The organism is Roseivirga sp. E12 (assembly GCF_017592825.1).
GTDB lineage: Bacteria > Bacteroidota > Bacteroidia > Cytophagales > Cyclobacteriaceae > Roseivirga.
Genome location: NZ_JAGFMD010000009.1, coordinates 121,660 through 146,867, shown reverse-complemented (window position 1 = coordinate 146,867; position 25,208 = coordinate 121,660). Strand labels below are relative to the sequence as shown.

29 protein-coding genes and 1 tRNA gene are annotated in these 25,208 nt (G+C 40.2%); 20 read left to right on the top strand and 10 right to left on the bottom strand.

The annotated features are described in order from the left end of the window. Position 1: 1 nt before the first annotated feature. Genes J4E76_RS18095 through J4E76_RS18080 form a run of 4 tightly spaced genes read left to right on the top strand, consistent with a single transcriptional unit; the run spans position 2 to position 2,721 of the window. Entirely contained in the window at positions 2-868 is an 867-nt protein-coding gene (locus J4E76_RS18095) for a hypothetical protein (protein ID WP_208506199.1), read from the top strand. Further along, positions 861-1,427 (top strand): hypothetical protein, encoded by a 567-nt coding sequence (locus tag J4E76_RS18090; RefSeq protein ID WP_208506198.1) that lies wholly within the window; start codon positions 861-863, stop codon positions 1,425-1,427. Before J4E76_RS18095 ends, J4E76_RS18090 begins: the two co-directional genes overlap by 8 nt. 2 nt (positions 1,428-1,429) lie before the next feature. Beyond that, positions 1,430-2,206: a hypothetical protein gene (locus tag J4E76_RS18085; RefSeq protein WP_208506197.1), complete on the top strand. Its 777-nt coding sequence runs from the start codon at positions 1,430-1,432 to the stop codon at positions 2,204-2,206. Then, positions 2,194-2,721 (top strand): hypothetical protein, encoded by a 528-nt coding sequence (locus J4E76_RS18080; protein WP_208506196.1) that lies wholly within the window; start codon positions 2,194-2,196, stop codon positions 2,719-2,721. Before J4E76_RS18085 ends, J4E76_RS18080 begins: the two co-directional genes overlap by 13 nt. A gap of 9 nt (positions 2,722-2,730) precedes the next feature. On the opposite strand, the gene J4E76_RS18075 is transcribed toward J4E76_RS18080, so the two are convergent. Continuing rightward, complete coding sequence (locus J4E76_RS18075; RefSeq protein ID WP_208506195.1) at positions 2,731-3,228, bottom strand: DUF4293 domain-containing protein; 498 nt, start codon at positions 3,226-3,228, stop codon at positions 2,731-2,733. A 129-nt stretch (positions 3,229-3,357) separates the two neighbouring features. Here J4E76_RS18075 and J4E76_RS18070 point away from each other — a divergent pair, with 129 nt between their 5' ends. Genes J4E76_RS18070 through J4E76_RS18055 form a run of 4 tightly spaced genes read left to right on the top strand, consistent with a single transcriptional unit; the run spans position 3,358 to position 7,661 of the window. Further along, the gene (locus tag J4E76_RS18070) at positions 3,358-4,557 is read left to right on the top strand and encodes an acetyl-CoA C-acyltransferase (RefSeq protein WP_208506194.1); all 1,200 of its coding nucleotides are present in this window, start codon (positions 3,358-3,360) and stop codon (positions 4,555-4,557) included. 55 nt (positions 4,558-4,612) lie between these two features. Next, the gene (gene truA, locus J4E76_RS18065; protein WP_208506193.1) at positions 4,613-5,359 is read left to right on the top strand and encodes a tRNA pseudouridine(38-40) synthase TruA; all 747 of its coding nucleotides are present in this window, start codon (positions 4,613-4,615) and stop codon (positions 5,357-5,359) included. A 3-nt stretch (positions 5,360-5,362) separates the two neighbouring features. Continuing rightward, positions 5,363-7,144 (top strand): ABC transporter ATP-binding protein, encoded by a 1,782-nt coding sequence (locus J4E76_RS18060; RefSeq protein WP_208506192.1) that lies wholly within the window; start codon positions 5,363-5,365, stop codon positions 7,142-7,144. Continuing rightward, positions 7,137-7,661: a hypothetical protein gene (locus tag J4E76_RS18055; protein ID WP_208506191.1), complete on the top strand. Its 525-nt coding sequence runs from the start codon at positions 7,137-7,139 to the stop codon at positions 7,659-7,661. The genes J4E76_RS18060 and J4E76_RS18055 overlap by 8 nt, the downstream gene beginning before the upstream one ends. On the opposite strand, the gene J4E76_RS18050 is transcribed toward J4E76_RS18055, so the two are convergent. Further along, on the bottom strand, positions 7,662-9,455 hold the full coding sequence (locus J4E76_RS18050; RefSeq protein WP_208506190.1) for an ABC transporter ATP-binding protein: 1,794 nt from the start codon (positions 9,453-9,455) through the stop codon (positions 7,662-7,664). Positions 9,456-9,605: 150 nt separating this feature from the next. Here J4E76_RS18050 and J4E76_RS18045 point away from each other — a divergent pair, with 150 nt between their 5' ends. The 7 genes from J4E76_RS18045 (at position 9,606) to coaE (ending at position 14,708) form a co-directional block, all read left to right on the top strand. Continuing rightward, the gene (locus tag J4E76_RS18045) at positions 9,606-10,709 is read left to right on the top strand and encodes a Glu/Leu/Phe/Val dehydrogenase (RefSeq protein WP_208506189.1); all 1,104 of its coding nucleotides are present in this window, start codon (positions 9,606-9,608) and stop codon (positions 10,707-10,709) included. 66 nt (positions 10,710-10,775) lie between these two features. After that, complete coding sequence (gene nusB, locus J4E76_RS18040; RefSeq protein ID WP_208506188.1) at positions 10,776-11,954, top strand: transcription antitermination factor NusB; 1,179 nt, start codon at positions 10,776-10,778, stop codon at positions 11,952-11,954. 4 nt (positions 11,955-11,958) lie between these two features. Further along, on the top strand, positions 11,959-12,264 hold the full coding sequence (locus J4E76_RS18035) for a YtxH domain-containing protein (protein WP_069842487.1): 306 nt from the start codon (positions 11,959-11,961) through the stop codon (positions 12,262-12,264). Positions 12,265-12,276: 12 nt separating this feature from the next. Beyond that, on the top strand, positions 12,277-12,798 hold the full coding sequence (locus tag J4E76_RS18030) for a DUF1573 domain-containing protein (RefSeq protein ID WP_208506187.1): 522 nt from the start codon (positions 12,277-12,279) through the stop codon (positions 12,796-12,798). Positions 12,799-12,808: 10 nt separating this feature from the next. Further along, on the top strand, positions 12,809-13,126 hold the full coding sequence (gene yajC / locus J4E76_RS18025) for a preprotein translocase subunit YajC (protein WP_208506186.1): 318 nt from the start codon (positions 12,809-12,811) through the stop codon (positions 13,124-13,126). 6 nt (positions 13,127-13,132) lie between these two features. Further along, entirely contained in the window at positions 13,133-14,107 is a 975-nt protein-coding gene (locus tag J4E76_RS18020; RefSeq protein WP_208506185.1) for a hypothetical protein, read from the top strand. Beyond that, positions 14,100-14,708: a dephospho-CoA kinase gene (gene coaE, locus J4E76_RS18015; RefSeq protein ID WP_208506184.1), complete on the top strand. Its 609-nt coding sequence runs from the start codon at positions 14,100-14,102 to the stop codon at positions 14,706-14,708. Before J4E76_RS18020 ends, coaE begins: the two co-directional genes overlap by 8 nt. On the opposite strand, the gene J4E76_RS18010 is transcribed toward coaE, so the two are convergent. Both J4E76_RS18010 and J4E76_RS18005 read right to left on the bottom strand, forming a co-directional pair. Continuing rightward, positions 14,694-14,951 (bottom strand): hypothetical protein, encoded by a 258-nt coding sequence (locus J4E76_RS18010; RefSeq protein WP_236017541.1) that lies wholly within the window; start codon positions 14,949-14,951, stop codon positions 14,694-14,696. The two genes, coaE and J4E76_RS18010, sit on opposite strands and share 15 nt — an antisense overlap. Positions 14,952-14,979: 28 nt before the next feature. Beyond that, positions 14,980-15,357, bottom strand: a complete 378-nt coding sequence (locus tag J4E76_RS18005) for a hypothetical protein (protein WP_208506183.1) — start codon at positions 15,355-15,357, stop codon at positions 14,980-14,982. Positions 15,358-15,641: 284 nt separating this feature from the next. Between J4E76_RS18005 and J4E76_RS18000 the strand changes: the two genes are divergently transcribed. From J4E76_RS18000 to J4E76_RS17990, 3 genes are all read left to right on the top strand, one after another. After that, entirely contained in the window at positions 15,642-16,427 is a 786-nt protein-coding gene (locus J4E76_RS18000; RefSeq protein WP_208506182.1) for a hypothetical protein, read from the top strand. A 197-nt stretch (positions 16,428-16,624) separates the two neighbouring features. Further along, positions 16,625-16,795, top strand: coding sequence for a hypothetical protein (locus tag J4E76_RS17995; RefSeq protein WP_208506181.1), 171 nt, complete (start codon positions 16,625-16,627; stop codon positions 16,793-16,795). Between the two features lie 213 nt (positions 16,796-17,008). Beyond that, positions 17,009-18,259 carry a tetratricopeptide repeat protein gene (locus tag J4E76_RS17990; protein WP_208506180.1) on the top strand — a complete coding sequence of 417 codons (1,251 nt, stop codon included), beginning with the start codon at positions 17,009-17,011 and terminating at the stop codon, positions 18,257-18,259. On the opposite strand, the gene J4E76_RS17985 is transcribed toward J4E76_RS17990, so the two are convergent. The 5 genes from J4E76_RS17985 to J4E76_RS17965 form a co-directional block, all read right to left on the bottom strand. Continuing rightward, positions 18,256-18,591 (bottom strand): hypothetical protein, encoded by a 336-nt coding sequence (locus J4E76_RS17985; protein WP_208506179.1) that lies wholly within the window; start codon positions 18,589-18,591, stop codon positions 18,256-18,258. The two genes, J4E76_RS17990 and J4E76_RS17985, sit on opposite strands and share 4 nt — an antisense overlap. Before the next feature lie 60 nt (positions 18,592-18,651). Continuing rightward, positions 18,652-18,996, bottom strand: a complete 345-nt coding sequence (locus J4E76_RS17980; RefSeq protein ID WP_208506178.1) for a hypothetical protein — start codon at positions 18,994-18,996, stop codon at positions 18,652-18,654. Positions 18,997-19,276: 280 nt separating this feature from the next. Then, positions 19,277-19,352, bottom strand: a tRNA-His gene (locus tag J4E76_RS17975). An 89-nt stretch (positions 19,353-19,441) separates the two neighbouring features. After that, entirely contained in the window at positions 19,442-20,503 is a 1,062-nt protein-coding gene (locus J4E76_RS17970; protein ID WP_208506177.1) for a hypothetical protein, read from the bottom strand. 65 nt (positions 20,504-20,568) lie between these two features. After that, on the bottom strand, positions 20,569-21,909 hold the full coding sequence (locus tag J4E76_RS17965) for a dihydroorotase (RefSeq protein WP_208506176.1): 1,341 nt from the start codon (positions 21,907-21,909) through the stop codon (positions 20,569-20,571). A gap of 65 nt (positions 21,910-21,974) precedes the next feature. Here J4E76_RS17965 and J4E76_RS17960 point away from each other — a divergent pair, with 65 nt between their 5' ends. Together J4E76_RS17960 and J4E76_RS17955 are read left to right on the top strand one after the other, a co-directional pair. Further along, positions 21,975-23,282, top strand: coding sequence for a DEAD/DEAH box helicase (locus J4E76_RS17960; RefSeq protein WP_208506175.1), 1,308 nt, complete (start codon positions 21,975-21,977; stop codon positions 23,280-23,282). A 73-nt stretch (positions 23,283-23,355) separates the two neighbouring features. Beyond that, complete coding sequence (locus J4E76_RS17955; protein WP_208506174.1) at positions 23,356-24,228, top strand: DUF4097 family beta strand repeat-containing protein; 873 nt, start codon at positions 23,356-23,358, stop codon at positions 24,226-24,228. 18 nt (positions 24,229-24,246) lie between these two features. Here J4E76_RS17955 and J4E76_RS17950 read toward each other — a convergent pair whose 3' ends face one another. After that, positions 24,247-25,164: a DUF1835 domain-containing protein gene (locus J4E76_RS17950; protein ID WP_208506173.1), complete on the bottom strand. Its 918-nt coding sequence runs from the start codon at positions 25,162-25,164 to the stop codon at positions 24,247-24,249. Positions 25,165-25,208: the final 44 nt, after the last annotated feature.

Sequence of the window (25,208 nt, the reverse complement as noted above, 5' to 3'; positions counted from 1 at the left end):
TATGAGAAGCTTTTTATATACGTCCATTATGCTAGTGGTCATTTTGTGTAATTGCTTTTCACAGCAGGACACCTTGAAAAAGAAGGAGGAGGTTATCCTGTCTTCTAACCTTATGGATAAAGCAGAAGGTTCAAGGGTTGAATATCGCTTAAAGCAAATATTCAAGTATACGAGTAGGTGGGAGCGCAAAGAACTTTTCAGAGTAGGATTTACTCCAACATTTTTGACTATACCTGGCGATACCAGAGTAGAAAGCCCGGGTTTGAGGTTGTTATTAAGATACGATAGGAAAATATTTAGTCCGCAGTTTGCCATTGGAGCTGAGGGGGTACTTAGACTCTATGGGGTTGGTAATAAAGGTTATGATTACCGCTTAACTGCTGGTGAGCTGGGAAGGCAAGTGCATCTTTTTGGGTCCTCCTGGAACCATGGATCATATTTCACCAACATATTTACTACTGATCTTTACTTCAAATTCTTTTATCAGCAGAAAAGACGATTGTCTCTAAAAGCCAGTGGTAACAATTTTACAAGTCCCTACTTCTCATTCAAAATTAAAGATGCATTCGCCTTCACACGTGAAAGAATATTTAATATTTCACCACCTACATCAGAACTAGGCAATGGTCAGTTGATAAATATTACTGATGATAGAAGGCTAATGGTAAGGCCAGCCTACTATATGATCGGCTGGGGTGTCCAAAGGCCGCTGCTAGGCTCCTTATGGGCCGAATTACAATTGGGCATAGGGGGGCGATTACCTGGTGTTGATACTGACTTCAGACACTTCCATAAAGATGCTGTATATGAGTTCAATCTCTTTATTGGATTCGATTTTAGTAAAAGAAAACGTATTAAAAATGACTAAGAAACCCCTATTCAACCTGACTTTTCTCTGGCTCCTGATTACTGCTTGTGGAACCGAAGAGATATATGACTTTGATCGATTGCTGTCGGAAGAAACCGCAATGATTCAAAACTACCTTCAGGAGAATGATCTGTCTGTAGAAGAGCACCCCAAAGGGTTCTTTTACAAAGTTATTTCGGAGGGTAATGATGATATGCGGGCTCAGGATTTGGATTGGGTTGAATTTGATCTTAGTGTCTATGACCTAGACGGGACACTCTATTTTAGTACTGATAGGAGTGTTGAGCTGAGAGAAGGTATTAAGCCACCATACTACTCTAACCCGTATCGGATTAGAGTTTATGATTTTCCTAATAAAAGGCCATTAGAAGCTATTTATGATATTGCCCAGTTAATTGGTTTACGGGGAGAAGTCGAGGCCTTTATTCCTTCTAACATGGCCTTTGGTCTTACCGGATATAGAAACAGTATCGGTGGAATCAATGGTGTAAGAAATATTAAAATTGATGCTAATCGGATCATTCGATTAGAGGCTAGAATCACACGAATTTCACAATAACTATGATTAGATATCTACTCTTATCTATACTCGTCTTCGCGATTCATGCTGCCAAAGCACAAAGCGATACCCTAAAAGTTTCCGAAGAATATTACAAAGAAAGGGACCCCAACCTCATTTTAGTACCATCAAGTAGGTTAAGGCCTTTGTTTGATGAATCTCAAATATTAAAGGTAGGTATTGGAGTACAATCCATTAGTGGCAACCTCGCGAACAGTGTCAACAATGGAAACTTTGTTTCTATCGATTTATCGTATGAAAGAAAAATTAAAAAATCCCCGTGGTCAATAACGACTAATATAGCTAACCATAGTGTTCTCAGGAGAAACAGTGTGTTTCATACTCCACTTGGTTTCTACAATTCTACTATGATATCAGTGGATGAGTGGGAGTACACTTCCAGTGCAATTAGATTTCAGCTAGATCTGGGTGTGAAGTATTACTACAGACAAGATAAGAGACTTTCTAGGGGTATTGGTGGTAATAATTTGAATGGATCTTACTTCGGTGCCACGCTGTGGAATGGTCTGGCGCAATTTACCGAAGTGGCGACAAGGTTTCGTAATATCGGTGGTAGGTCTGTGATTACCAGAGAAGCTAAACAAGAAAAACTTTCTTTGGCCGCTGCATCACTTTACTTGAGTTGGGGTAATCAAGTTAGAATTTTAAGGAGAGCGTATTTAGATGTCAATATAGGCCCTGCTTTCGAAGTTTCTGAACCTTCAAATTGGTCGATCATTATGAATTTAAAATTAGGAGTGGCATTATGGAAAAAATAAAAAAACGATTAGGGCTTTTAGCTTGTATTTGCCTTTCCCTAATATTAGCCTGCGAGGAGGAAGTACTATTTGATTTTGATGAGCATTTGGCAATTGAATTGGCCGAAATAGACAATTTTCTATCTCGAAATGGCATTGCAACGGAGACCCTGGAGAATCATGCTAGGCTTAATGTAGTTGCAGAAGGGAATGGTATAATTCCACAAGATTTTGATACGGTAAGGTATCTCTTCTCAATTTATGATTTAGATAGCACCTTGTTGATCTCAAACCGTGAGGAGTTTTCTTCAATTGCCAATCAGTTTTGGTTTATCTCTGATACAGCAAGTTTTGTTGCTTACCCTGGGTGGTCTGAACAGACATTGCTAGGTTTCGGCTTTTTAGGTGTAAGTCTAAGTCAAGAGCAATCATTAATCCAACTATTTATGCCTTCATATTTAATTCAGAACACATTAGGAATACCCGCTGACACGCCCGTGATGATGGATTTTGAGGTGGTTGAGATTTTGCGTTGAGTGATGGTATTACCTAATCCTATCTACCGATTTAATCAGTTTTTCGTCTTTTCGGATGAATCGGTTAGATAATACATTAAGTACCATAGCTACGGCCGAAAGGAAGAAGCCGATTGAAAAACTTCCCTGTGCCGGGTTCAGCATTTCTTCAAACTGATAAACTTTGTAGAAGGAGACACCTAAGGTCGCTGCCATAAGGAGGGCATTAAGTGCACCCAACTTCATTTGATTCAGCCTGTTTTTGAACTGGAAAATTGAGATGAATGCAACTAATGAAGCTGCAATAGCCAAGGCAGCTATATACCAAGTTCCTCTTGACTCCAAAATGATGTCGTCCGCCCCGTCAGTAGGCGTTCCGCCAAAATCGACAACTTCCATTTTTAATGCTGTGACTATGATGCCTTTTGAGGCATCCGGGCTTTGTTCAAACCAAATAGGGTAGGCAAGAATCAGGGCCATACAAAGGGCGACTAATAACAAAAGAACAGTTTGAAATCTTTGAATCATGAGTTTCTCGTTTGAGCTGCAAATATAGCCAAAAGCGGAGCTAATTTTGAAAACGGAACTACGATTTGATTCAAGTCGTTTTCAGAGCTAAAGCAAATTGAGTTAATTCGTAGCGCGTAAACTTAAGAGATGGAATCGGCATATATAGTAGACATTGTAAGAACCCCAATTGGTAAATTTGGAGGGACACTCGCTTCAGTCAGACCTGATGACCTAGCGGCACATGTGATCAAAGCTTTAATGGCAAGAAATTCAGCCTTTGACCCCAAACTGCTCGAGGACGTGGTCTTTGGTGCAGCAAACCAAGCGGGAGAGGATAATCGGAACGTGGCCAGGATGGCGGCCTTAATGGCTGGCTTGCCTTTAGAAGTTGGAGGGATTACCGTAAATCGTCTTTGCGCTTCTGGATTGCAGTCCATTATGGATGCTAGCCGTGGATTGATGGTGGGAGATGGTGAAGCCTTTATTGCAGGCGGAACTGAAAGTATGACACGTGCGCCTTTCGTTCAAGGTAAGTCAGAGATGGCCTTCTCTAGAGCAACGAATATGTTTGACACCACTATTGGTTGGAGGTTTCCAAATCCTAAACTCTCTGCACTTCACTACCCATATGCCATGGGAGAAACGGCTGAAAACGTTTCTGAAAGATGGAAGGTGAGTCGCGAAGCACAAGATGAATTTGCGCATCAAAGTCAACAGAAATATCAGGCTGCCCATGAGGCAGGGAGGTTTAGTGAAGAGATTGTTCCTGTTGATGTTCCTCAGCGAAGAGCTGATGCTATTCATTTTGATAAAGATGAGCACCCAAGACTCTCAACCTTGGAAAAACTGTCTACACTGAAGCCTGCCTTTAAAGAAGGCGGGACAGTGACTGCAGGAAATTCATCGGGAATTAATGATGGTGCTGCGGCTTGCTTGGTCGTTAACGAAAGAATACTAAAAGAACTTAACCTAGAGCCAATGGCTCGGGTGAAATCAATGGCCATTGCCGGAGTATCTCCTGAAGTAATGGGCGTAGGACCAATTCCGGCCACTCAGAAGGCTTTGAAAAGAGCAGGCTTAACGACTAATGACCTTGATCTAATAGAGTTGAATGAAGCTTTCGCGGCACAAGCCATTCCTTGCATGCGCGAACTTGAACTTGATCCCGAAAAAGTGAATGTCAATGGTGGTTCGATTGCCATTGGCCATCCACTTGGTGCAAGTGGTACGAGAATCTCTGCCACCTTACTTCATGAGATGCAAAAAAGGGAAGGGACTAAATACGGCCTTGCTACAATGTGTGTTGGCGTAGGGCAGGGTGCAGCAATCATTTTCGAAAAGTGTTAATCTTTCGTAACTCGTAACTCGTAACTCGTAACTCGTAACTCGTAACTCGTAACTCGTGGCTCGCTATTTCATCGACATCAGCTACAATGGCTCCAACTATCACGGTTGGCAGGTGCAGGCCAATGCTCGAACTGTCCAAGGAGAGTTTCAAGAATGCCTATCCAAAGTGCTGCGAGTTCCAACGGAGATTATGGGAAGTGGTCGTACAGATACAGGAGTCCATGCCAAGCAGCAAATCGCCCATTTTGAAAGTGATGAGCCGATAGACACAAAAGATTTAGCATATAAACTGAATAGTATTTTGCCAGATACGGCGGCAGTTCAGGAGATTAGGGGTGTAAAAGCAGATGCTCACGCGAGATTTGACGCCACCGAAAGGGCGTATCAGTATTTTATTAATAAGAAAAAGTCCCCCTTTTATAGTGGTTTGAGTTACTACTTTAGTCAGCCATTGGATTTGAATCTGATGAATGAGGCTGCGAAGGAATTAATTGGCAAGCAAGACTTTGAAAGTTTTAGTAAGGTAAAAACCGAGGTGAATAACTTTATTTGCACCGTAACACGAGCAGAGTGGATTATTGAAAACGATCAGCTCGTTTTTCACGTAAGGGCAAACAGGTTTTTGCGCGGTATGGTAAGGGCGCTTGTTGGAACGTTACTAGATGTTGGACAACAGAAGATTACCGTAGAAGATTTTGTTAATATTATCAAAGCCAAAGATCGCAAGGTTGCGGGAAGGGCTGTACCACCTCACGGATTGTTTTTGACGGAAGTCAAATATCCTGAGTCAATTTATCTCTAACGATTGGAACAAGAGAAAGTAAAAGTCAAAACCGGAAATCTGGTTGATTTTCAAGTATTAAAAAGGCTATTCCAGTTTGCAAGGCCGTATATCAAGCAATTCTACTTGTTGGTATTCCTTACTATTTTTCTGGCAATGCTCACGCCAATCAGACCGTACATTGTTCAGCGAGCCATTGATGAATTTGTGCCGGCTGGAGATTATGATGGATTGGTCTTTATGACAACCATTCTCATTGGCCACATCATTCTTTTGGCCATTGTTCAGTATTCTCACACTTATTTATCTGGCTGGGTAGGTCAGGTTATCATTAAGGACATTCGAGTAAAACTCTATAGGCACTTGCTCAAATTGAGGTTAAAATTCTTCGATAAAACGCCTATCGGAAGATTGGTCACCAGAAACGTTTCTGATATCGAAACGCTATCCAATGTTTTTAGTGAAGGTATTGCTGCATTGATTGGCGACCTTCTCCAACTCGTCTTCCTGATGGGATTTATGTTCTATCTCGATTGGCGATTGACATTGGTGAGTTTGTCAACCCTACCCTTATTGATCTTCAGTACTTATATTTTCAAAGAGAAGATTAAGGTCACCTTCAACTTGGTAAGGAATGCGGTCTCTAACCTAAATTCCTTTGTACAAGAACATGTGACGGGGATGAACATTGTCCAGATTTTCAATGCTGAAAAGCGTGAAATGGACAAGTTCAAAGCCATTAATAACGAGCACACCAAGGCACATATCAAGTCGGTTTTATACTATTCTATCTATTTTCCAGTCGCTGAAATTATCCAAGCCATTGCCATCGGTATGGCCGTATGGTACGGAGCGCGGGGCATACTGATTAACTCGGATACCGGTCCAGGTGTGATCATCGCCTTCATCATGTACATTCAAATGTTCTTCCGTCCGATTAGAATGATTGCTGACCGGTTTAATACCCTTCAGATGGGAATAGTGAGTTCGAATCGAATTTTTGATTTACTGGATAGCGAGGACAATATTCCGGATGAGGGCGATTATAAACCAGATGAGATTAAAGGAAATGTTTCTTTCAAGAATGTCTGGTTTGCTTACAATGATGAAGACTATGTTTTAAAAGATATTTCATTCGAAGTAAAAGAAGGAGAGACTATTGCTTTGGTAGGAGCCACAGGTGCTGGTAAATCTTCTGTAATCAATTTACTGTCTCGCTTTTATGAGATTAATAAGGGCGAAATCGATATTGATGGTCGAGACGTTAAAGATTTCGATCTCGGTGCGCTACGACAGAAAATCGGGGTAGTTCAGCAAGATGTTTTTCTCTTTTCGGACACAATCCGACATAATATCACTTTGGGCAATCCTGACATCCCAGATAGTAAGATGATTGAGGCTGCAGAGTTGGTGGGTGTCAATAAGTTGATCGAAAGGCTTCCAGGGGGGTATGATTACAATGTAATGGAGAGGGGTTCAACACTGTCCGTTGGACAAAGGCAACTTATCTCTTTTGTGAGAGCCATGGTCTACGACCCGAAGGTGATCGTTTTGGATGAGGCCACTTCCTCGGTGGACACAGAAACTGAAGAACTTATTCAACACGCGATCGAAGAGTTGATGAAGGGGCGTACGGCTATTGTCATTGCGCACAGACTATCTACCATTCAAGGTGCCGATAAGATTATTGTTTTAGACAAGGGCGAAATTAAAGAGATCGGTAATCACCAAGAGCTCTTGGATAATAAGGGCTTCTATGCCAATCTTTACCAAATGCAATACAAAGAAGTTTTATCTCATGAGTAAAGGGAAAGTCACCATTTTAGGCATTAGTGCCATCATCATTATTACGGCCGTTTATTTCTATCTAGGAGGACTAAATAAGGTTGAGTACTCAATTGAGAATGTCAGTGATTATAACCTCATAGGTGTTGCTTATCAAGGCAAAGCAGACAGTTCGGCAGTTGAGGAAGCATTTTTTAGAGCTAAGGAATTTATCGAAGATGAAATAATTGAGGGGACATTAGTTGTGATACACTACAATGACTCTACGTTAGCCGATGATGAACAGAAACTGTTTATCGGGATTAAATTAGACCAAGGGCTAGCCTCTATACCGCATGGTTATAGTCGGATTACCATTCCAACCAAAAGGGCCGTTCGTGCAAGTATTGAGGCACACAATGTGGTGATGCCAAGCCCTAAGACAATCGAAAATAACATTCGGGAAAAAGCTGCAGAAGCTAGTATCCGACTTCAGGATTTTACTATTGAGCAATACGTTTCTGCTAATCAAATAATAATAGATATGCTGGCTAAATAGCTAGATAGGCTCGGCCGATTCCTCTTGCTTTAGCTGCTTTTCATACAATTCTTTGTACACTCCATTTTGAGCTAGAAGACTCTCGTTTGTGCCTTGTTCTATGATTTCTCCATCATCCAGCACAATGATCTTGTCTGCTAACTTGGCAGAAGATACGCGGTGCGATATGATGACAGTAGTACGGCCTTCCATAATACTTGCCAGACTGTTCAGAATGGTGTTCTCAGTATTTGTATCTACAGCCGAAAGGGCGTCATCAAGAATAAGGATATTGGGGTTTCGGACTATTGCCCGAGCGATGGACGCCCTTTGCTTTTGCCCTCCAGAAAGTGTGATGCCCCGCTCTCCTAACATGGTTTCAAAACCTTCTGGAAAGTCAGCAATATTATCATATAGGTCAGCATCTTTCGCTGCCTGAAATACTTGCTCTTCTGTGATGTCATCATTCCCGAAAGCAATATTATTTTTGATCGAGTCAGAGAAAAGGAATATGTCTTGAGGCACATAGCCCATTTGACTCCGTAGACTAGGGATGTTATACTTTTTAATATCCCGACCATCTACACCAACTGAGCCGGAAGTGGTATCATATAATCTGAGCATAAGATTGGCAATTGTACTCTTGCCAGATCCTGTAGTTCCGATGATGGCAATTGACTGGCCTGCCTTCACATTGAATGACACATTTTTCAGTGCCTTAATGCCTGAATCAGGGTAGGTAAAGCTAACATTGTCGAACACTAGGTCACCAGCGATGTCCTTTTCGAGGTTTTCAGTTGATTGAATGTCGTTTTTCTCTTTCAAGAATTCATTGATCCGTTTTTGAGAAGCAGCGGCACGTTGGTTGATGCTAGTGATCCAGCCAAGAGCCGTTACAGGCCATGTTAGCATATTTACATAGATCACAAACTCCGCAATGTTACCATAGGTGATTTCTCCATTGATCACTTGAGAACCGCCTATATAAATGGTCAGTATAACGCTGAGTCCAATTAAGGCCATGATGAGGGGAAAGAATAGAGCGTTTACAAACGTGAGGCGTAATGATCGATGCTTATACTTTTCACTTTCTGTTTCAAAGCGCTGAGTCGAATCTTGCTCTCTAACAAAAGCTTTCAGTACCCTAATGCCTGAAAATGCTTCTTGCACACTTGTAGATAGATCAGAAAGGCTTTCCTGTATTTTTTCTGAGCGTTTATTAATAATGTTATTAACGAAGTAGATACTGATAGAAAGTATGGGCAGAGGTAGGAGGGCATAAAATGTCAACTCGGCATTCACCCTTAACATTTCGTAAATCACCATCGGGAACAACACCAAAAGGTTGATTCCATACATAATGCCCGGCCCCAGGTACATTCTTACTCGACTCACGTCTTCAGAAATACGATTCATCAAATCGCCAGTATTGTTCCTTCGGTAAAAACTGAGAGGCAGATTCTGATACTGTTCGAAGATTTCGTTTTTAAGGTCGAATTCAATTTTTCGCGACATCACAATGATGGTCTGCCTAACCAAAAAGAGAAAAAATCCTCTTAAAAGGGCCATCAGAATCATTAAGGCTCCCAAAACAAGAATACCTATCTCCAATTGTTCAAATACTCCCGAGCTCAACTCTCCCCCTTCGAAGAGTCGATATAGGGCAAAGCTCTCAGTTACATAATCAATGGCATAACGTACAACCCTTGCTGGCCAAACAGCAAAATAGTTTGAGACCACTAAGAAGATGAATCCCAGGATTAGAAGGTGCTTGTACTTATAAAGATACTTGTTGAGGTGCCTGAGTTCTTTCACGATATTCTTAACAGAAACAACCGATTAAAGGTTGCCGAGGGTGCTTTTATTCTTTAGAAAATGTCGATTAATTGGTTAGTTTTGCGCTCCGTCAAAAGACTGTTTCGGCAGATCAAAGGCAAATATAAAGTAAACTCTAATATGAATGTAATGGATGAAGTAGATGTAACCGAAAAAGCCGGTGGCATATCCATCTTTGAGCAAACATCTAAGATGGGTCATGAGCAGATCGTTTTCTGCCAAGACAACGCAACAGGTCTTAAAGCAATCATTGGTGTTCACAATACAGTACTAGGCCCCGCGCTTGGAGGAACGCGATTCTGGAACTACGCTACTGAAGAAGAAGCCATTGTTGATGTACTAAGACTTTCTCGAGGGATGACGTATAAGGCTGCTGTTTCGGGATTGAATTTAGGGGGTGGTAAAGCCGTGATTATCGGTGATGTTACCAAACTAAAAAACGAAGCATTTTTACGAAGATTCGGAAAGTTTGTGAATAGCCTTGGAGGAAGGTATATCACAGCTGAAGATATGAATATGAAGACCAGCGATATGGAATATATCGGTATGGAAACTAAGCATGTTACCGGACTTCCAGTAGAAATGGGGGGTAGCGGAGATCCGTCACCTGTAACAGCCTATGGTGTCTATATGGGAATGAAAGCTGCTGCTAAGAAGGCCTATGGATCGGATAGCCTGAATGGCAAGAAGGTTTCTGTTCAAGGTGTTGGCCAAGTGGGAATGTACTTGGTTAATCACTTAGTGAAGGAAGGAGCTATCGTGTCTATTACTGATATCAACCAAGAAAGACTAGCTAAAGTGTCTAGTGACACTGGTGCGACAGTAGTTGGTATGGACGAAATTTATGATTTAGACGTAGATATCTATGCACCATGCGCTATGGGAGCTACCTTAAATGATAATACGATTGGTAGGCTAAAAGCTAGTGTAATCGCTGGTGCTGCTAACAACCAATTGGAACACGAGGGACGTCATGGCCAAATGCTGATTGATGCTGGCATATTATATGCCCCTGATTTTGTAATCAATGCAGGTGGAATTATTAATATCTCTGGTGAATTGGCGGGTGCTTATAATAAGCAACAAGCCTATTCATGGACAGAGAAAATCTATGATACTACTCACAATATCTTTGCATTAGCAACTGAGAAAAATATACCAACTCAAGATGCTGCAATGAAATTGGCAGAAAAACGAATAGAAGACATAGGAAGAGTAAAACTTTCAATGTAATATTATGTGGGTAGTTGGAAATGCTACCCACTACTACTTAATTTTATAGTTCTTATACTTTTTGCAATGCTCAACAGGAGATCATTACGAGTAAAAGCCATGCAGACCATTTTCGCCTTCGGTCAGTGTAAAGAGGCTAACTACAATATAGGCTTGAAGGAGATTGAGGAAGCTTTTCAGCCTGACTTGAACTCGATGGAAGCTCCAGATCATGACCTATTAAAGGCAAATCATGAGCAAGCAAGAGCGGTGCTTTCAGAAAAAATCATTCAAAGACCATTGCCTGATGGGTTGACAGTTTCAAAAGAGGCACAGTCGGCAGCCAACCTGGCACACAAAAATTATCTTGCAAATACCAAGGATGACTTATCGCGGCTCAAGAAATCGATGATTTTAGATGCTGAGTCTCTAGTTGATCATTTTCTGTGGGTTATTAGCTTGCTCATAGCTTGGTCCGATTTAAGCAAGTCTGAATCAGACAAGAAACAGAAGCTATCGCCTGAGAAACTTCTGGTAGGCGATTACAATTTATCCCAGAATAAGGTCATCGACTTTTTCAGAAAGTCATCAAAAGTTCAAGTAGCTCTTGTCAAGAAGGATATGAGCTGGGAAGGCGAAGAAGATAATCTTAAAAGCTGGTACAAAGATGTTCTTAAGAAAGACGAGACATTTAGCGCTTATCGGAGAACGGCCAACCCTAGTTTTGATCAAGATAAAGAGATTATAGATCATTTGATCAAACAAATCATTTTCAAAGCAGATGTTATCCTTTCTTACTTCGAAGAGCAAGATATCCACTGGGTTGAAAATAAATCTATCATCAGGAGTTTGGTTGCCAGATCTGTCAGAGATGTTGAAGAAGATACCGAACCAAAGACTTTTGATCTGCCTGACTTTTCTAACAATTGGGAAGAAGACAAAGAGTTTTTTGAAAAGATACTTGACACAACCGTAAAGCACGATCTTGAGTATAGTGAAATGATTGCGGCTAAAACCAAGAACTGGGAGATTGATAGATTGGCAAATACTGATCAGATAATACTAAAAATGGCCATTTCCGAAATGATGAATTTCAGAAACATCCCTGTGAAGGTGACCATTAATGAGTATATTGAGCTCTCAAAAAATTATAGCACGCCCAAGAGCAAGCAATTTGTAAATGGAATTTTGGACGTGATATCAAGTGACCTTAAAGAAAATGGTCAATTGAAGAAATCGGGCAGAGGCCTGTTAGACAACAAATAAGATTATGAGTAAAGGGTCAAGTAGTTTATTGGCATTTGTGATTGGCGCTGCAACAGGAGCCATATTGGGGATATTATATGCGCCAGATAAAGGTTCTAACACAAGAGATAAGCTGTCTTATCAGTTAGATAAGTATAAAAAACAATTGGAAGACTTATTGGAAGACCTGATTAATGGGAAAGTTGAGATTTCTTCTACTGCCAAAAAGGAAGGTCAGAAAGTGGTTTCGGATGCACGTCAAAAGGCTGAACAGCTTTTGAGCGATGTTGATGACTTGATAGGTCAGATAAAATCAGGAGAGAAAGAATAAAAATTTAAAACTATGAAAACTAAAATTACACTTCTAAGTGCTCTAGCATGCATTGTAATGCTTAGTAGTTGTGGAAATGCAGAACTTGAAAAGCGCGTTGCAAACCTTGAAAGAAGAATTAATCAGATGGAAAACGGAAATGTTGTTAGGAATACTGCAACACCTACACCATCCGCGCAGGCTATTGAAACCAGTGTCTCATCAGGAGCCTCATTCCAATGGGATAAGACGGTACACAACTTCGGAACTATTAACCAGGGCGAAGTGGTGAATTTCACCTATAAATTCACAAACAATGGTACAGAAGACCTTTTGGTACAAAGTGCCTCAGCTTCTTGTGGATGTACTGTGCCTAAAAAACCTACAGGACCAATTGCTCCGGGAGAGCAAGGTGAGATTGTTGTGAGATATGACAGTAAAGGAAAGTCAGGTCAGGTAAGCCCTGTAATCACTATAGTGGCTAACACCAATCCAAGACAGACAAGATTAAGCTTAAGAGGATTCGTTCAAGTAGGAGCGGTACCTCAACCATAAGACAGATTTAATGATATATACAATTTTAGCCCAAGCAGAGCCCCAAGGAAGTGGTTGGATGTCTCAACTACTTCTATTTGGAGGTATAGCGTTAGTGTTTTACTTCTTTATGATTCGTCCACAGCAGAAAAAGCAGAAGGATCAGAAGAAATTTATCAACGAAATAAAAAAGGGAGATTCAGTGGTAACCATTGGTGGTGTACATGGTAAAGTGTATGCGCATGACGATGATACGATAACCGTTGAAGTTGATAAAAGCACTAAAATCAAATTTGAAAGATCTGCCATCTCATTAGAGGCGAGTAAGCGTGAGACTGATAAATCTTAAGCTCACTTGAAAAGTGCAGAAGACATAATTGAAAAATTAAAAAAGTCTTTTCATACACCAAGTAGGAAAGACGAAAAAGTTAAGGTGGTAGTTGTATGCATAGTCATATCTACCACCTTTTGGTTTTTTAGTGCACTAAATAAGGAGGACTATATAAGTCAAATCAACTACCCAATTGAAATTGAATTTGACCAAGAAGCCTATATAGCCACCCGGGATCTTCCTACTAGAATTCCAATTGAAGTTACGGGAGGAGGTTGGGACCTTATGACAAGGTCTTTTGGATTCAATATGAATCCTATAACTGTCTCTCTAGATAGACCTGATGAGTCGGATCACGTCATGACTGCTTCTTTAAGAGGCCAATTAACTCCTCGATTAGACCCAGTTGTCATTAATTACATTCTCAGAGATTCTATCAAGTTTGATATACAAAAGAAGGTTTCTCGAACATTTAGATTAGCACTAGATCCGTCTTCTATCAGCTTAGATGATAGTCATAGGATTTCTTCTCCAATAAGTATTCAACCTGATACAGTCGTTTGGACTGGGCCTGAACGCATCATTAGAGATTTAGATCGGGTTATATACTTAGAGGCTAACTTGACAGAAATTGACAGAGATGTCTCTGAGGAAATTGATATTCCTACTACCCCTGAATTTGTGGTACCGCAACTTGAATCTGCTTTATTGAGCTTTGAAGTGGTCCGTATGTTAGATATTAGTGACAATGTACTGATTTCTTTACTCAATTTCCCTGATAGCACTTGGCAGTCTTCAGATGCCTTTGCCGCTATTCGCTATAAAATTGCAGAGACTTATTTTGATGCAATTGATACTGCAAGAGTCGGAATAGTGGCCGATTTCAATGATATGAATCCAGTTGATTCATCCATAGTATTGAAGGTTGGTATGCGTGATGAGCACGTTGAAGAACTGGAAATCGTCTCATCTACTATTAGGGTTATAAAAAATGACTAGACCACTGCTTGTTGGCATTACAGGAGGGATTGGCTCGGGTAAAAGCACAGTTTGTCAGATTTTCGAAGTGCTAGGTGTCCCTATTTATTACGCAGATGATCGGGGCAAATATCTCCTGTCAAATAATTCCAGTTTGGTTGAAAGTGTGAAGAGAGAATTTGGTGCCGAGAGCTATTCAAAGGACGGACAGTTAAATCGATCTTACCTGGCAGATGTTGCATTCTCTAATCCCACAGAACTGAAAAAACTTAATGAACTGGTTCACCCTGCCGTAGCTACAGATTTTGCCGAATGGGTACAAAGTCATCAAAATCATCCCTATGTTTTGAAAGAAGCAGCCTTGCTTTTCGAAACAGAATCATACAAATCACTTGACAAAGTCATCTGTGTCTTTGCTTCAAAAAAGACTAGAGTTGAGCGTGTCTTATTAAGGGACCTTCAAAGAACACATGAGCAAGTGGATCAAATAATCGGGCAGCAGACCAGTGACGGGGTTAGAAGGGAACTGGCAGATTATAGCATTCAGAATGATTCTGACAGTTTATTAATTCCACAAGTCATGAAAGTTCATATGCGAATACTTGATTCAGCTAGCGACTGACTTAATGTTGATCTGATCAGCATAGAATTTCATTCTTGTATGCTGATAGTCTAGTAGCTGTATCTTCTCAATCAGGTCTTGCTTGTGATTATAGAAAACCTCTAAGTATTCATTCTTGTAGAGGTAGAGATTTACCTTATAGCCGTAATACCGAATTGAAAGTATGAAAGTCCCGTCAAGAAACAGCAGTCGTGTTTGTTCGCTTGTAGATAATTTCAGAAAATCTTCCATGCCTTGGGACATAAGTGAAGTTAAGAAATTCATCCAATAATCACTGATGCAGAGTATGATAAAAAAGGCGTTTTGTGACGCAAGATGTTTTGTAGATAAAGATATGATGCCCCTTTTCTCTGTAGCTGCTAAGGTCAGATTTGAATACAGAACTGTGCTTATTAAGTCGGCTTAATATACCGATCGCTTTCTTGAATGAGTTGGCTTTCCAGTGTCTGAAATGTTTGCACTCTAAATCTCCTAATACCTTGCTTTGAACACTCTTCAAGGTCGATTCCGAACTGATGCCTATTTGCCAAATATAACTTTGGTCTGAGCGGAAAGTATTTGAATCCATCCAGTCCAGAATTTCATTGAAAAGCGAGTGTCTTTCAATGGTAAAGTCAAATGCATAAGCCAACTCGGAAGTCGAATTCATGGGTTGCTTGGGCCTTAAGTAATGAGAAAGTTTTCTCTACTGTCTCAGGAACAGTTCGGTTAATTAAACATATAAACATCATAAAATCAAGCAATTAGAATTTTTGAGGGTAAGAGAATGCTGTTATTGGCCAGATTCAATTAGTCTAAAGCGTGGCTATAACTAGAAAAATACCCAAAAGTGGGTATTGTCAGGTACTTGACGAAATCCTAACATGCATAAGGAAATCAGGCTTCGAATTTTAGAGTTATAGGGTGTATGAAGTCTTTTTCTAAACAAGCTCAATGAGAAAGATTAATGTAAAGCAATTCTTGAAAATTCTTAAAGGTGAAGACCTTGAATTTAGAATTTCCCCCTTTCCCTTCACATTGAATCAATCCATTCACGTGGCAGGCATTCATTTACCCTATGATTTAGACTTCAAGAGCTGTTTATTTGATGATGTGGTGTTTACTGATTGTCGATTCTCCGGAAATATTATGATGTCGGAAACTACAGTAAGGAGTCTGTCTTTCGATAAATGTCGACTTCATGATATCGAGATAGTTTCATCATCTATGGACCATTTGACTGTAGGGCAGTCAAGCGAATTAAAAGAATTAACTGTCAAGTCCTCAGACATCAACAGTATCGTAATAGAGAATAACCCCATCTACGAAACAATTCACATCGGTTGCGAGAATAATGTAAGAGACTGTCTCATTTCTGATAATGGGGAACCAGAGCATAATTCGTTTTCTACGAAAGTGTTTATCTGTCCTGAAAAGTTCGAGAATATTACCCTAAATAACCTCACTACTGAGGCACTGCACATCGGAACGTTTGGAGAATATGCAAAATTCACCGTCAAGGATGTAACTGCCGAAGTAGTATTAATAGACGGTTGTTCTGCTGAACTTTCGAAAGTTCGGTTTGAAAATGTCCAACCACGTGACGCTTCTGTTAGTGCGCTCCACTTTATTAACACCCCCTTTGATCCAGAGGTATTTGGAGACGGTGCTTTTAGCAACTACAAAGTGACCAAAATTCACCATCAAAATGTGGATGCCTCCTCATTACTCGTCAGATGATTCTGAGTAACTGATGAACATATAGTATTGTTCTAATTGCACTATATCAATGCCAAGTTTAAGGCTTCTTAGAGTTACTGGATAGCTTTTGCTTATATCATTTGCATATACTTCGAATGTGTCACATTTCATGTAATAGATTGACTTTCAATTGAGTGAAATCAATATATTGGTTCCCTCAATTAAATAAATCGACTATGAAAAAGACAATGCTATTATTATTCGCCCTTACAGTTTTAACATTTGGATGTGCTGATGCCTCAGAAGATACCATGCCAGATCCTGTAGTCCCAGAAGTACAATTAGATGACCAAAAGAGTGAAGGGACGGAGAAGAAGGGAAGAAGTATGCTTCGCAAGAAAGGCTAAATCGTAATTTTCTTACATACTTGGACGGCACAAGAATTTGTGACGCAAAAGAGTGTGCAAAACAATTAAGTTTTACGCTGAGAATTCTGGTATTTTCATTACTTTAGTCTTTAGATAAGTAATAAAAAACAGCCTTTAGGCGTGATTAGAGCACTTTACATACTAATAATTTTCACTTGCACTCAGTTATTTGCTGTTGGTCAGGAAAAAGATATGTATGATCTTCTGTATGATGCGGAGGCCATGATTGAAGAAAATCCTGAACAATCCATAAAACTTGCCCAAAAAGCATTTGATATGGCGAGGGCTAAATCTGATATGTACGGTATGGTCACGGCCAAGGCGACATTCGGATTTATTGGGATGAGCACCAATGATTATGAGTCTTCATTTATTAATTACAGTGATGCACTTGAATACCTAGATAAGTGTGATACGGTGGATTTATTTAAAAGGACTATAATTTTAAATAACCTTGCCATAATCAGGTCTAGTTATGACGACCATGACGGTGCAGTTGATCTCTACAGAGAGGCCTTAAAGAGTGCGCAAGAATATGTCACTAATTACAGAGAGATAGCCGAGGAATATGGGGATTTACAGCTTTTGATTGATCTGCCTTATGACATGGCTACTGAGCTAAAAAATGATGGAAAATATTTAGAGGCGGGTGAAATTTTAGTGGACTTATGGGAGCAGTCAGAATTTAGAGACGATTCTGTTCTTTTAGCGAAGGTTGTAATTGAATTAGGGCTCATAAAACAGGAGAATAAAGAATATGCTGGAGCAGGAGAATTCTTCTCAATTGCTGCATTTAATGAGAGTGTTGATCCTGTCTTGAGGTCTATTGCCATGCACAACTTGGCGGAAATTTATGTTGCACAAGAGGATTATTCTAAGGCCGATCGTTATTATGCTGAAGCACTGGAGTTAAAACAAGAGCATTCCAGTAAGAGATCTCAGTTTATTACTTTATTACATCAGGGAGAGCTTTACTCTATAAGAGGTGATCAGGTTAACGCAATAGCAAAATGGGAGACAGCAGTAAATACATTTGATGGGATCAAGAATGATCCAGATATGTTCATCGTCTATGATTTGCTCCAAAAGGCTTACCGTTCTACGGACCTGAATAAGTCAATAGAATATAGCGACCTATACGCTGCCAATTTTAAGAACTGGATGACAGTCCAAAGTTCTCAACAAGATTCAGCTCCCACACTTCAGGCCTTTAATTCTCGTATTGATACCATCCTTGCTGATAGAGCTTTAAAGGCCGAGCGCTTGGCGCTGTTAAGACAATATTGGCCACTAGGTGTAGTTGCTTTGTTACTTATCATGCTATTCGTTTATGTTGTCCAGTTGAGTTTCAACAAGCGCAGAGAGCGTGTTTTGGTGGCCAATCTCAAGGCGGATAGAGCAACTGTTGCTGATGAGATTTTAAATAGAATTCGAAGAGACTAATTCTGGTCTTTATTTCCTTCTACATATAATTCGTACAAGTCTTGAATACCTTTACGTAGCCTGTGATTTTCTTCCAGTGCATCGAGTTCCGTATCACTGAGTTCTCGTTTAATAGGGCCTTGATTTAGAATAAACCAGTGAATGTTTATTTCCGGATAGGCACGAAGTATGTTCTGGACTGCATCATAACCGGGCTTAGTATTTTCTTTAATATAAGCATCCACCGTTGGGGCTGTCAAGAAGACTTTTCGAGCAAAGGCAGCGGTGTTGCCATTCTCAAAATGTTCAATGATCCATTTAATCTTTTTCCCAGGGTGTTGGTCAAGGTCCATTAGTACTAAGATATAATATTTAGGTTACTCATCAATAAGTACTCATCAGTAGGCCAGGTTTCAGTGTTCCTCTGTCAATTGTATAAGTGCGATAAGCTGATGGCTCACGGCAGATTGAGCTCGGCCCCTTTCAATTTCTAAGGAATGATTGAATATAAAAGCCCAACGCTCGCTAACCGATTCTTTTATTGAAGAAAGTATTTCCTTAATGTGTGCAGCATCAGTGGCTCTTAACTCTGCTTCTATAAGCTGGAATATGAATTCTATTTCATCTCCTTCGAAGCTATCAATTGGCTGTTCAGTTATGGTCTGTACCAGATCGCCTTTCAGGTACAACTTATAATCTACTTTGAGTCTATCAAGTAGAGGACGTGTGTTTATTCTATCATTGAGTTTACCTTTCAATGTTCAGAATTTAGTTAAGTGAAAACCAAAAATAGTGTAGGTCAAATTCAAATTAATCAAATGGCGCGATAGAATTCTGCTATTCAGGTAATTTCTTAAATGAGCATTAGACAAGGTGAAATGACACTTATGGTACTATTTCGATTTATCTCAGACCTTTAAAAAGTATTATAAAGAGACTAGGTCAAATAGAGTAAAATTATTTACCGAAGGATGGAAAATAATGAGCAAAGAAATAAGCATAAAAAAAGGAGAGCTTTAAAAAGCTCTCCAGAAAGGTGGGTGGAAGATGGGACTCGAACCCACGACCCTCGGTACCACAAACCGATGCTCTAACCAACTGAGCTACAACCACCGTGATAGTTCATTGCTGAACGGGCAGCAAATGTAATTTATTTTGAAATAAAATCAAGAATGATAACTAATAAAAAGTTACTCAAAGGCATTATAAGTAGGACTCAATTTCCTGTATTTGCCTTCTGAGAATATTGAAAATTTTGTCTCTAAACTCTTTATCGGAGATTTTTTCATGATTGCTCTGAGATGATTTCTCTTGAGATATTCGCCTTAAATTGATAGCGTCTATTGCATCTTGATTACCATTGATTTGTGAATTGAAAGTTTTTTTCTTGATCCTAATATTGAATGGCTCACTTCTGTATTCTTCCCCATATACTCTACTAAATATCAGAGCATTTCCAGACGCCCGAATATTCCTTTCAAAAACCTCTTTGTCCACTTGCGCCTTGATTGATACTCTTCCTTGGTTTTTGTGATAGGTCTTTTGATCGATTCTGGTAGTTACTTGTGGGACATCAATAAACTCAAAGTCTAACGTTATTGTGTAGGCGAATTCCATATTCGGATTTGCTATGTTCTCAAAATAGTAATCTACTTTAGTGCCTCCAAATGCCTTAATATCATTGACCAAGACAGTGTTGAGTTGAAACATAACTGGTTCCAATTCCTCAAACCCTTCTAGGTCATACTTTATCAAGACATTATAAGAAATTTGATCTTTTAAACTGTTAACAGTTTTTTCGACTTCTTTATAATTTGGGTCTAAAGCTTGAACGAATTTCAGGTTGGACAGAGCGACTATCTTAGATGTCTGATTTTCTTCACTCATAAGACGGAGGCCAGAAGAATAGTAATTATCTAACTCAAGGCCGGCTTTTTGAAGCATTTGATTTTCACCCTTGAGAGTTGGTGATGTGCCGTACAATTTTTTGATTAAGGCCTTAGCGAGACTATAGCCTGAAGCAGCTTTTAGGGCTTCCCGATTTGGCGGAAACTCTGGATTGCTTAACTCTTTTGTTAGTGTATATATGTGTGTCAATTGTAGCTCGGTATAGCTTTTCTCAATTTTCTTTTTGACAGATGCCTTACCAGCTTTCTTGGTGTTTTTTTTGATTAATCTCTCAAATTGAATTATGGACTGGCCTTGACTCGCCAAGGACCCAAAGAGTAAAAATATAGTGAGCAGCGTGAGCCTCTTAATTGGCATATCTTAAGGTTTGAGCCATTAATAACGACTAATTAACCTGCCAAATCAAAAGAACCGGTGATAATTTAGTCTCTATCAAATTTCAACCTCATACCGCTGCCAACTTCTACTAAATTTCCTTCTTCGTAGGCAACCTGCCCATTGATTATTGTATGAGTTACGGCAGACTTAAAGGTATGCCCCTCAAATGGAGACCACTGGCATTTGTAAAGAAGACTTTCTTTAGTGACCTCACTTGGTTCGGCCAAATCAACTAATACAAGGTCTGCATAGTAGCCTTCTCTGATATAACCTCGCCTTTCTACATCAAAGAGGTCAGCAACCGCATGAGAAGACTTCTCAACAATCTTCTCCAGAGTAATCTTGCCTTGGTGATGGAGGTCTAACAGCGCTGTAAGCCAATGTTGTACAAGCGGACCTCCAGACGGTGCTGAAAAGTAACTGTTTTGTTTCTCCTCTAAGGTATGAGGCGCATGATCCGTAGCTAATACGTCTATTTTGTTACTAATCACTCCCTGAAGTACAGCATCTCTATCAGTAGACTGTTTGACCGCTGGGTTCCATTTAATGAGTGTGCCCTTTTCGGCATAATCTGCATCTGAAAACCACAAGTGATGTACACATGCCTCAGCAGTTATTTTCTTCTCCTTTAGAGGGATGGTGTTGTCGAAAAGCTCTAACTCTTTCGCAGTGGATATATGCAAAATATGTAATCTCGCACCAGTGCTCTTGGCTAGGTTTACAGCAAATGAAGAGGAGGCATAACAAGCTTCCTCGTCTCTTATTACAGGATGCATGGCAATCGGCACTTCTTCTCCATATTGAGCCCTTGCCGCGGCAGTATTCCTTTGGATAACCTCTTCCGACTCGCAATGGGTGGCAATGAGTGTAGGGGAATTGGAGAAAATGGATTCAAGAGTTTTTTGATTATCCACAAGCATATTCCCTGTGGAAGAGCCCATAAAGATTTTGACACCACAAATGTTTTTTGGGTCAGTCTTCAACACCTCTTCGAGGTTATTATTGGAGGCACCCATATAGAAGCTATAGTTGGCCAGACTGTTTCGAGCAGCAATATCATACTTGTCTTGCAGAAGCTCTTGTGTCAGGGTATTAGGAACCGTATTAGGCATCTCCATAAACGAGGTGATTCCTCCAGCCACAGCGGCCCTCGATTCTGTATAGATCTCCGCTTTATGGGTAAGCCCAGGCTCTCTGAAATGGACCTGATCATCGATCAAACCGGGGATAATGATTTTGCCGGTAGCATCAATTACACGATCAGCTTCTTTATGCTGAAGGTCCTTGCCAATTGCTTCAATTACCTGGTTGTTTATAAAGATGTCAGCTTCAAAGATTTGGTTTTCATTAACCAGCGTGCCGTTCAATATGAGGATGGATGCCATTATGATTTTATTTTGCGGAGTGTTTCGCGTAATTGCGTTGTAAAACAAACACGAATCCACTTAAAATGGCAGTAGAAATTCAAAATTTTGAAGATTTAAAGCTGAATCGGCAGATTTTGAATGCCATTGAAGAGTTGGGGTTTACCAATCCAACTGAAATTCAAAGAAAGGCAATACCCATAGCCTTGGCAGGTCATGATTTGTTAGGAATAGCGCAAACAGGTACGGGGAAAACTCTGGCGTTTGCTACTCCTTTGATTATGAAAGCTAAATATGCTCAAGGAGAACACCCTAGGGCATTGGTTTTAGCGCCTACACGCGAATTGGTTATTCAGATTTCGAATCATTTCACTTCTCTTGCCAAGTACACTGATTTAAGAGTAGTTACACTTTATGGGGGGCTTGGGCCTAAACTTCAGTTAGAAGCACTGGAACAAGGGGTCGATATTATTATCAGCACACCAGGCCGCTTTCTAGACTTATATAAGAAAGGGGCAATTTACCCGAGAGGTATCAAAACACTTATTCTGGACGAGGCAGATAAGATGATGGATATGGGGTTTATGCCCCAGATTCGAAATATCCTTGAGCTTATACCTGTCAAGAGGCAGAATATGCTCTTTTCTGCTACAATGCATGATAAGGTAGTTACGCTTACTGAGGAGTTCTTAGAATTCCCAGAAAGGGTGGAAGTGGCTCCACAGGCGACAGTTGCCGAAACCATAGATCAGGTCTTGTATGAGGTGCCAAATTTCAGAACTAAGCTTAACCTTCTAACTCACTTTTTAGAAGATGATTCTTTTGAGCGAGTAATTGTGTTTGTCAAGACTAAGACTATAGCTGATAACATTGCTCATTACCTAGATAGAAAATCACTGGGTCAAGTAAGAGTTATTCATGCCAACAAAGGCCAGAACTCTCGTATTAATGCGATGGACGAATTCAAGGAAGGGCATATTAGGGTTTTGGTTTCTACTGATGTCACAGCACGTGGAATGGATGTCTCAATGGTCAGCCATGTAGTAAATTTTGATGTACCACTGATTTATGAAGACTATGTTCACCGAATTGGGCGAACGGGTAGGGCTCAGAATGAGGGGATGGCCATCACCTTTGCCAATAAATTGGAGATGCAACATATTCCTCGGATTGAGCATCTTATCAAAGAGAAAATAGCTCAGAAGAATATTCCGGATCAGGTAACTGTGGAAAAAACACCATTTGGCGAAGAACAGGAGATGGACAAAGCCATTGATGATATGCGGAAAAGAGCGGACCCCAGTTTTAAGGGGGCATTTCACGAGAAGAAACAAAAATTTCGTGACAAGCCTGGAGGAGCCAAGCGAGGTAGGGGTCGAAAGAAGAGGAGATAAGCGGGTTTTGATCCAATTCCAGAATATTCGCTAAATTGACTTTGTCAAAATTTAAACAACAACTCAGAATATTATGAAAGCAAAGATTCTTTTTACCTGTGCGTCTTTATTGACGCTGTTCATTGGCAACATAACCGCCCAAGACAAAAATTTTAACCTGGATGAGGTCTATAACCTAGCCTCAGATGGTACAATTCACCTCAAGTCTGAAGACGCTAATGTGAAGATTACAGGAAGCGATCGAAGTGATGTACATGTGGTAATTGATAGAACTGAAACCACACGTGGGGTTAGATCTAGCAGATCGCGATTCGATATTAAAGTAGAAGAACGTCAAGGTGATTTATACATTACGGAGTCAGCACGCAGAGGTGTTACTTTCCAAATCGGCTCTTGGCGTGTTGATTATGAGATTGAAATAGAGATGCCTCAAACGGGATCCCTAAGAATCAAAGGAGATGATGATGATTATGTGATTCGTAGTGTCAATGGAGAGATATCCATTGAGACTGACGATGGAGATATTGAATTGATAGAGTGTAATGGCAACAAGTTCGACTTGCAGCTAGAGGATGGCGATTTAAGAATGGACGGAGGTAAGGGCTCGTTATATGTTAATGTAGATGATGGTGATATAGATTTGCGCAATGGCAATTTTGATACTATTGAAGTGTCTGCTGAAGATGGTAATGTATCGTTAGAGACCAGCCTTTCTGACAACGGGGTTTATGAAATCAGAGGAGATGATGCTGATATTGATTTTGTTGTCCTTAGTGGGGGCGGTGAGTTCAATGTGTCGAAAGATGATGGTAGAATTTCTGCGACTTCTGCCTTTGATAAAATTCAAGAGACGGAAAGAAGAGCCAAGCTCGAACTGGACGGTGGTAAAGCCGATGTGGATATAAGAATTGAAGATGGAAGAGTGAGACTTTCGACAGGGAAGTAAGCTTAATCTAAGAAATATTTATGACGCTGATTCCCTTGGGATCAGCGTTTTTTCTTGCTCATCCCAATACCAATCACTAAGTATAGCACCACCTAGTTTTTGGTTACGATCCATCAAGGACTCGACTTTTTTCTTACTTAAATCAGAATCGAGAGTTAGGCGCTCAAAATCTTTGAAAAGAGATTTCAAGCCATCAAGGATATTGAAGTATTGAAGGTCTCCAAAACCATGATAACGTTGCCATCTGAGCATTTTACCTACCAGTTTTCTAGAATCATTTTCTCCTTCTTGGATTAGAGAGATCATTTTTTGTTCGATTTCAGTCAGGCCACTTTCTTTATTGGGGAAACGTTTAAAATGAGCGTCTAGGGCATCAGGTAGATATTGAAACTCTGATAAACTCATCAGAACGTAGTTGTACATTTCTGTGGGATCACTCGAGCAATAGGCTTCATAGACATCACTGCAAAATTCGAACTCGCGCGAACCTAATTTTAGTCGAGTGTCGAACAGTTGAGGGTATTGATCAGCCGCTATTTCTCCAAGCCCGAAGAGCCTATCCGATTCATCTATTTTACCTGGGCAAACCAATGATACTGTGCAGTTGAGATTCTTTCCATGCAACCAATGGATTAAGGCAACCATATTGATTTGACAGAATAAATCGTACTCAAACCACAGCACTATTTCATCTAAGTCAGAAAGTGATTCTTCCATGGCTTTAAATGATGAAACAACTCCTTTCAAGTATTGGCCATTTTTCAATTGATACTGAGTACTCATGAACCGATCTCGCTCAGTCCAGAAGGAGTCACTTCCAAATTCAGCGTTCACAGGACCTTCACTTAGCACATCCCTCCAGACGTAGGTATTTCCTTCAATTCCTGAGTTTTTGAATTGGTGTAGCGTGCTATCTCCGTTGAGTATATGTAACATGTTGGGCATAAAAAAAAGGCTACTCGAAAGTAGCCTTAATCTGT

What these genes read in the sequence shown, in the direction of transcription:
- J4E76_RS18080 (WP_208506196.1), top strand. Translation starts at nt 2,194, where the DNA reads ATGGAAAAAATAAAAAAACGATTAGGGCTTTTAGCTTGTATTTGCCTT.
- J4E76_RS17970 (WP_208506177.1), bottom strand. Translation starts at nt 20,503, where the DNA reads ATGCCAATTAAGAGGCTCACGCTGCTCACTATATTTTTACTCTTTGGG.
- coaE (WP_208506184.1), top strand. Translation starts at nt 14,100, where the DNA reads ATGACTAGACCACTGCTTGTTGGCATTACAGGAGGGATTGGCTCGGGT.
- J4E76_RS17950 (WP_208506173.1), bottom strand. Translation starts at nt 25,164, where the DNA reads ATGTTACATATACTCAACGGAGATAGCACGCTACACCAATTCAAAAAC.
- J4E76_RS18085 (WP_208506197.1), top strand. Translation starts at nt 1,430, where the DNA reads ATGATTAGATATCTACTCTTATCTATACTCGTCTTCGCGATTCATGCT.
- J4E76_RS18045 (WP_208506189.1), top strand. Translation starts at nt 9,606, where the DNA reads ATGGATGAAGTAGATGTAACCGAAAAAGCCGGTGGCATATCCATCTTT.
- nusB (WP_208506188.1), top strand. Translation starts at nt 10,776, where the DNA reads ATGCTCAACAGGAGATCATTACGAGTAAAAGCCATGCAGACCATTTTC.
- J4E76_RS18055 (WP_208506191.1), top strand. Translation starts at nt 7,137, where the DNA reads ATGAGTAAAGGGAAAGTCACCATTTTAGGCATTAGTGCCATCATCATT.
- J4E76_RS18005 (WP_208506183.1), bottom strand. Translation starts at nt 15,357, where the DNA reads ATGAATTCGACTTCCGAGTTGGCTTATGCATTTGACTTTACCATTGAA.
- J4E76_RS17960 (WP_208506175.1), top strand. Translation starts at nt 21,975, where the DNA reads ATGGCAGTAGAAATTCAAAATTTTGAAGATTTAAAGCTGAATCGGCAG.
- J4E76_RS17985 (WP_208506179.1), bottom strand. Translation starts at nt 18,591, where the DNA reads ATGGACCTTGACCAACACCCTGGGAAAAAGATTAAATGGATCATTGAA.
- J4E76_RS17955 (WP_208506174.1), top strand. Translation starts at nt 23,356, where the DNA reads ATGAAAGCAAAGATTCTTTTTACCTGTGCGTCTTTATTGACGCTGTTC.
- J4E76_RS18070 (WP_208506194.1), top strand. Translation starts at nt 3,358, where the DNA reads ATGGAATCGGCATATATAGTAGACATTGTAAGAACCCCAATTGGTAAA.
- J4E76_RS18010 (WP_236017541.1), bottom strand. Translation starts at nt 14,951, where the DNA reads ATGTCCCAAGGCATGGAAGATTTTCTGAAATTATCTACAAGCGAACAA.
- J4E76_RS18090 (WP_208506198.1), top strand. Translation starts at nt 861, where the DNA reads ATGACTAAGAAACCCCTATTCAACCTGACTTTTCTCTGGCTCCTGATT.
- J4E76_RS17965 (WP_208506176.1), bottom strand. Translation starts at nt 21,909, where the DNA reads ATGGCATCCATCCTCATATTGAACGGCACGCTGGTTAATGAAAACCAA.
- J4E76_RS18030 (WP_208506187.1), top strand. Translation starts at nt 12,277, where the DNA reads ATGAAAACTAAAATTACACTTCTAAGTGCTCTAGCATGCATTGTAATG.
- J4E76_RS17990 (WP_208506180.1), top strand. Translation starts at nt 17,009, where the DNA reads ATGTATGATCTTCTGTATGATGCGGAGGCCATGATTGAAGAAAATCCT.
- J4E76_RS18095 (WP_208506199.1), top strand. Translation starts at nt 2, where the DNA reads ATGAGAAGCTTTTTATATACGTCCATTATGCTAGTGGTCATTTTGTGT.
- yajC (WP_208506186.1), top strand. Translation starts at nt 12,809, where the DNA reads ATGATATATACAATTTTAGCCCAAGCAGAGCCCCAAGGAAGTGGTTGG.
- J4E76_RS18035 (WP_069842487.1), top strand. Translation starts at nt 11,959, where the DNA reads ATGAGTAAAGGGTCAAGTAGTTTATTGGCATTTGTGATTGGCGCTGCA.
- J4E76_RS18075 (WP_208506195.1), bottom strand. Translation starts at nt 3,228, where the DNA reads ATGATTCAAAGATTTCAAACTGTTCTTTTGTTATTAGTCGCCCTTTGT.
- J4E76_RS17995 (WP_208506181.1), top strand. Translation starts at nt 16,625, where the DNA reads ATGAAAAAGACAATGCTATTATTATTCGCCCTTACAGTTTTAACATTT.
- J4E76_RS18000 (WP_208506182.1), top strand. Translation starts at nt 15,642, where the DNA reads ATGAGAAAGATTAATGTAAAGCAATTCTTGAAAATTCTTAAAGGTGAA.